Raw genomic sequence first — 6636 nt, 5'->3', positions numbered from 1 at the left:
CATCTGCGACCAGGCCGCAAAACCCTCCTGCGCCTTCGCCGCAATCGCCGGAATATCCGATGCCTTCATCGCCTCCGCGCTGGAGGCAACCTCTCCCGTCATCGGGTTCAAACGTTCGAACTTCATCGTGTCCTCTCAACCTCCATATCGATGGCAGCGATCTCTCGCCGCCCAACCTTCATGCGGGGCGTTTGCTTGGTTCTAACCGCCAGCCGTCTAAATGCCAGCACCCAGCCGTTCCGTTTCGACCTCATGGTCGAGATGCCGACCGGCCAGAAAGATCGCCAGCCCGGCGAACCCCGCGGTGACCGCTATGATCAGCATCGAATATCGTATGGCAGTCTCGCCAATGCTGGCCGCGAAATGATCGTTGAGCATTCCCACAACCAGCGGGCCCATCGCCTGGCCGAGCAACCCGGAAAACAGCACGATGGCGGCAATGGCCACTGCCCGCATGCGGCTCGACGCCACTTCCGTCACCAGGGCGAACAGGGGCCCCTGATGTACCAGTGTGAGGAACGAGGAGAGGGCGAAGGCCGTCATCCAAATCCATGACGTATCGGAAAGCAGGAAGATTACTTCCACCGGAGCCAGAACCATACAGGCCAGCGCCGGAAGATTGACGCGCCAGCGCGGAGAGCGCGGCAGCAACCTATCGATGAAAAAGCCGCCTGCCAGCACTCCTACAAAACCGAAGATCCCTTTCAGCGGCCCCACGATGGATGCGATAGACCCCATCGACAGCCCATGAACCCGCTCCAGCAAGGTGGGGGTCCACACACTTGCCGCGAAAACGTTCAACCCCATGAGGGTCGAGGCAATCAGCAGGTAGACATAGGCTGGCGTGCCGAACAGATAACGCATCGTGGCAAGGATGCTCCGCCCGTCACCCCCTCGCTTCGGCTCATTGTCCCGGCTGCCGCGCGCGGGTTCGCGCACCGTAAAATAGAAGACCAGCGCAAGGACGATACCCGGCACCCCGGCGGCCATGAACATCTGCCGCCAGCCATAATGCTCTCCGATCTGGCCCAGCAGCGGGAAGAATACGATGAAGGCCAGGGACGATGCGGTGCCGAAGATCGAAAATGCCAGCGCCCGGCGTTCCTTGCGAAACAGATCGGAAATCATCGAATTGGAAGGCGCCAGCCCGCACGCCTCGCCAGCGCCCATCAGGAAGCGCGCGATACCGAGTTGCACGATATTGCCGACCCATCCGGTCACGAAGGTCATCAGGCTCCAGAAGGCGAAGCCGATCGCGATGATGTTACGCCGGTTCCGGTGGTCTGCGAGCCAGGCGATCGGCACGCCCATCAGCGAATAGAACAGCAGGAAGGCAAAGCCCGAGACGAGGCCCAGCGCCGTATCGGAAACGTGCATTTCCGCCTTGATTGCCGGAAGGGCAAGGCCAAGCAAAGAGCGGTCCAGATAATTGAACGCAGAAATCAGCGTCAGGAAGCCCAGGCTGTAAGAAGCAGGGAAAGACCAGTCTCCGCCCTGCTCTCCTCCCCCTTTTACAGCCGCAGCACGTACCTCTACCGACGTCCGCCCCATTCCTCTCTCCCATTTTCCGGCCAGAGTGAGCGCTTCACTCCAGTCCTGTTCAGGCGTTCCGCCTGGATCAGCAGCACCCGGCCGCAGGTGATCTTCCGTCCCCTGTCAGGCGGGCTGCCCTCAGAATTTCACTTACCGAATTCCCATTGGGAAACCGGCCGTTCCCCGATCACGGTCGTCCGGATGAGGTGACGCCTTTCATATTTGAAATCATGGACACCGCGATGGAGGGTGAAGCGATTATCCCATACAAGCAAGGTGTTCCTCTTCCATTTCACCCGGCAATGGTAGTGGAGGTGCTGCGCAAGGCTCTGCAGATAACCCAGCAACGCCCGGCTTTCCTCCTCGCTCCAGCCGACGAAGTGCTGGAAATAGGCGGAGGTAGCAAACAGTGCCTTGCGCCCAGTGCGGGGATGGACGCGCACAGCAGGATGGATGCTTTCCAGTTGATCCTCGCTGAAGCCATGCGTCTCGCGCAGGCGCAGGCGCTTCTCCGGCGGCAACTTCTCGTTGCGGGACCAGATTTCCTTACCCGAATAGACCACTTCAAGTCCGTCGAGCAGTTTCTTCATCCCGTCGGAAAGATGCTCGTACACCAGATAGGCATTGGAGAACGCCGTATCTCCGCCCCACTGAGGAACCTCCAGCGCGCGCATCACGATGCACTTCGGCGGCCGGGGCAGGAACGGGCTGTCGGTGTGAAAATGCTCGAAGGATGGCACCACGTTCTCGGGTTCATGCGCTTCCCGGCGCACTTCCTGCATCATGGTATCGCCCTTATAGGTCGGCGCTTGGGGCAGTTCCGTCAGCTCACCGAAATGGCGGGAGAAGGCCTTGTGCTGGTCCGACGTGAGATCCTGATCGCGAAATACGATCACCAGGAACTGCTCGAAGGCGAGCATGATTTCCGCCAGCACTTCCTCATCAAGGGGCTGCCTTAGATCCACGCCCCCGATTTCACAGCCGCAGGCACCGCTGATTGGCTCCACCGTGATGCGCCGGAATTCCGGCATGGGCAGCCCCGACACGATCGGCGTTCCCGCAATAGTATCCGGGTCATGGATCGGGCTTGTAGCCATCAGGTCGTTCTCCACTGGGCCAGGATGCGTTGAACTGCACGCCTTGGCTGAATTTCTGCTCTTGGGCGGGAATAGCCGGCGCATGAGAAACATGCGTGGAAGAACCGGGCCATTCGCCACCATAGGTTCCACCTGCCTCCCGCCCGCGTCTTTGCGGCCAGGAGGCAGGGGAGGTGGTGCCGGGAAGCTATCGGAGCAGCGCGGAGTTTCAACTGGATTTTCGCTATCAGGAATGTATTTTCCGCATAGCGGAAATATCCGCTAAGTCGGGAGGAGGCCTTATGACACAATCACCCAGCGGATCGGGAGAACGGCTGCTGCATATGATCCGGCTGATCGCATCCGGCCCTGACAGCTTCACCTTGGGCGAATTCGCGGAGCGGGCCCAGTTGCCGCTCAGTTCAGTCCATCGCCTGCTCAAGACCCTGGAGGGAGCGGGCTTTGTCGAGAGAGGGGCCGGCCAGAGCTATCGCCAGGGGCGCGAATTGCGCAGGATCGCATCCCTGATCGTGTCCCGTTTCGATATCGGCCGATGCGCTCGCGATCTCCTGGAGGGGCTGGTCCGCGATTTCCATGAGACAGCAGTCCTGTGCGTCTACAGCCCCCCGACGCACCGCGGAGTAATTGCCGAAGTGGTACTCACTCCACATCCGCTGCGCTTCGCGATTGAAAAAGGGGCAAATGTTTCCCTGCCCTGGGGATCGCTCGGTCACGCAATTCTGGCCTATTTGCCCCCATCGGAGATTGAACTGATCCTGCGCAGCGAAAATTTCGGGCCGCTCACGGGCAGGCCGCGCCCAACCCGGCAGGCCTTGGAAAGCGAATTCGCCAAGATCCGCGAGAATGGCTATGCGCTCTACTGCGAGGAACACATAGATCTCGCGGGTATCGCCGCGCCGGTCTTCAGGGGCCCCGATGAAGTTCTGGGCTCCATAGGAATGATACTGCCCTCCTCCCGCTACAATCTGCATATGCGGGGCGACCTAGCGTATGCCGTACGCGATGCCGCCCAGGAATTGAGCAGGCAGGCGGAAATTAGCGGATGACCGCAGTCCTCTCCTGCATCCGGCGCCCGGAAAGCGAGCATGATCGACTCAATACTTTCCGATATACGGAATTCTTCCTCTACAATTCGGAAGCAAACTTGACACTCCGCCTCTCCTGACTGCCTATCGGCGCCACAAAAAGAAATGGGAGAGGGAAACAATCATGAAAATTACGGGAGAGGTGCGTCCAGGCCATGTAAAAGCCGCCTGGCGAGGAGCTTTGCTTGCGGGAATTGCAGCCTGCGTTCTTGCAACGCCGGCAGCCGCCGAAGAAAATACTGTCGAAGAATCCAGCAATGCCGCCAATGAAGAGGCCCGTCCTCGTTATGGGGCAGACATTGTCGTTACGGCGGAACGTCGCGAAACCAACCTTCAGGATACGCCCCTGTCAATCGTGGCAGTGACCAACGAGACGATTGAGGCAAAGGGTATCGAAGATCTGGCCGATCTTGCCACCTTCACGCCGAACCTCAACATCACGCCCGGCCGCGGCAGCGGCAATTCCAACCCGTCTTTCTCGATCCGCGGCGTAGCTGGCGGTGGCGGGGCGACGAGCGAACGCGGCGTCGGCCTGTATATTGACGGCGTTTATGTGCCGCGCACCAACGGTACCGTTCTGCGGGTGCTCGATATTGACCGTGTCGAGGTGTTGCGCGGGCCGCAGGGCACCCTGTTCGGCCGTAACTCGACCGGCGGGGCGATCCGCATTTTCACCAAGCAGCCCGAATTCGACAAGACCGAGGGCTATCTGCGGGTTACCGCGGCCAATATGGATCGTGCTGATATTGTCGGCGCGCTCAATGTTCCCCTCAGCGACAATGCCGCGATCCGCCTGCAGGGCGCTTATCTGAAGCAGGGCGGCTGGGTGCAGCGCGGGACCCAAATGATGGGCGAAACGGAAGATTACATCGGCCGCGCCAACCTGCGGGTTGAGCCGAGCGATGACTTCAGCATCAATCTTGGCTTCCTCTATTCGGATTCGGACGGCACCAGTTCACCCCAGGTGTTCGAGGAATTCGACATGCGCCCGGGTATCGAAGGCGTCATCCAGGGTAATTATGCCGGCTGGCTGAACGATGCCTTCAAGCTCGATGGGCAGGCGCCGCTGGCAGCCTATAACGATCCGCGTCTGGTGATTGATCCGTTCACGGCGCCGGATATCTGCCTGCTGGACGATTTTGATCCCGACTGGGACAAGGCATGCGAACAGTATGAGCACAATAAATACTGGCAGGCCGACCTGCGCCTGAATTACGACCTCAGCGATACGGTCAGCCTTTCGAGCACCACCGGCTATTCACAGCTGCGCCATAATAGCACCACTGACTGGCAGATGATCGGTACGGAAGATCGCTTCAGCGAAATTCACTCAGACACATTCTACCAGGAAATCCAGCTGAATGCTGAACTGTTCGGCGGCGCGGTCGATTTCGTAACCGGTGCCACCTATTTCCATGAGAATTCCTACAGCGATAGCTACGTCAATACACGCATCGGTTCCGCCGTGTTTCCCTCGACGCCTTACGTCGGGAACGGAGATGGCGGCCTGCGTCATCGCGACGATGTCGAGACAACGCAGAAGTCGAATTCCTTCGGCCTGTTCGGCAGCGCCACCTGGCACATCACGGATCGCCTGAATTTCACCGGCGGCCTGCGCTATGCCTATGACAAGAAGGATTACGAGCAGACCGAGCATGCCTCGGACAATTTCACCCCGGCGGCGGGCACCACTGCCACCACGGTTACCAGCGATCATGACTGGAACCAGGTCGATTGGCGCGCCACGCTGGATTACAAGCTGACCGATGACTGGATGTGGTATGCCACCGCATCGAAGGCGTACAAGGCAGGCCAGTTCTCCTACACCATCCGAGACAACGTGAAGGGGCCGGACCAGAGCGGGGACTTCATTCCCGTGCTGGCGCCCGAAAAGGTCGTCAATTACGAAACCGGCATGCGGATCGAGGCCTTCAATGGCCGCCTTCGCTTGAATCCCACGGCCTTCTACATGCAATGGACCAACCGCCAGGCCGCCCGTCAGGTCACCTGCACCGTCAATCCGCAGACCTGCCCGCTCGGCTTCACCATCATGGTTTCCAATACCGGTGACGTCGATATCTTCGGTGTGGAACTCGACGCAAATCTGTTCCTTACCGACAGCTTCTCGATCGACGGTTCGTTCGGCTATTCGGGTTACGACCTGAAGGATCCGGCGGCGAATGGCGGCCCCAACCTGTTCCCCGGACCGCCTGAGTTCAACTTCAACATCGGTGCCAATTACCGCAAGGACATCGGCCCGGGCGAGCTCAGCCTCAATCTGAACTATGCCTATACCAGCTCGCAGCCGACACACCCCAGCGCGGTGGGCGATTCCGCTTACCTCCTGCCGGCCATCGAACTGGTCAACGCCCGGATCGGCTTCAAGCCTGAGAATGTGCCGGTCTCGATCAGCGTGTTCGCGAACAATCTGTTCGACAACACCTATGCCACTTACGGCACCCGCTTCGGCGGCGGTTATTGGGATAGCGGTTCCGGCCTCGGGCCTGCGGCGGCGCCGCCGCGCTCGGCGCTGTCCTTGGTGCGCGGCAAGCCGCGCGAAGTGGGCGTGACGCTGCAGTACGACTTCTGACCGGGGAAGGAGGCGGAAGACGATGGCATGCCCCTTCGCTTCCGCCTCTGTCCCGAAAGAAGATATGCGATTTACCGATAACGCCGGGAGGCATTGTTGCAGTTAGGAAAATTCACCGCCTCGGTTGCCTGCGTCCTGTGCCTGTGCAGCAGCACGGCCATGGGCCAGCAGAGCAAACCTGCACAGACCACAAACCGTTCCGCTCCGATATCGGAGGAGCGGTTTCAGCAGATGATCCCGAAGCATCCGGGCTATCTGGGTGCTTTGGCGCCGGAGAATCTGAAGAAGGAGCGGCCTGCCCCTCCCTTCGATCTGACGGGAACGTGGTTCG

General features: G+C 59.8%; 4 protein-coding genes. 2 read left to right on the top strand and 2 right to left on the bottom strand.

Features of this window, described 5'->3' with window-relative positions; all coding sequences use genetic code 11:
* Positions 1-216 precede the first annotated feature (216 nt).
* The gene (locus tag H0274_RS15525; protein ID WP_226796533.1) at positions 217-1551 is read right to left on the bottom strand and encodes a spinster family MFS transporter; all 1335 of its coding nucleotides are present in this window, start codon (positions 1549-1551) and stop codon (positions 217-219) included.
* A 128-nt stretch (positions 1552-1679) separates the two neighbouring features.
* Complete coding sequence (locus H0274_RS15520; protein WP_226796532.1) at positions 1680-2630, bottom strand: TauD/TfdA dioxygenase family protein; 951 nt, start codon at positions 2628-2630, stop codon at positions 1680-1682.
* A 281-nt stretch (positions 2631-2911) separates the two neighbouring features.
* Between H0274_RS15520 and H0274_RS15515 the strand changes: the two genes are divergently transcribed.
* Together H0274_RS15515 and H0274_RS15510 are read left to right on the top strand one after the other, a co-directional pair.
* On the top strand, positions 2912-3676 hold the full coding sequence (locus tag H0274_RS15515; RefSeq protein WP_226796531.1) for an IclR family transcriptional regulator: 765 nt from the start codon (positions 2912-2914) through the stop codon (positions 3674-3676).
* Positions 3677-3839: 163 nt separating this feature from the next.
* Positions 3840-6305 carry a TonB-dependent receptor gene (locus H0274_RS15510; RefSeq protein ID WP_226796530.1) on the top strand — a complete coding sequence of 822 codons (2466 nt, stop codon included), beginning with the start codon at positions 3840-3842 and terminating at the stop codon, positions 6303-6305.
* Positions 6306-6636 lie beyond the last annotated feature (331 nt).

The organism is Fulverythrobacter ferritrahens, assembly GCF_020539485.1.
Lineage (GTDB): Bacteria > Pseudomonadota > Alphaproteobacteria > Sphingomonadales > Sphingomonadaceae > Andeanibacterium > Andeanibacterium ferritrahens.
The sequence above is the reverse complement of the archived record's forward strand: the minus strand, read 5'-3'. Positions and strand labels throughout refer to the sequence as shown.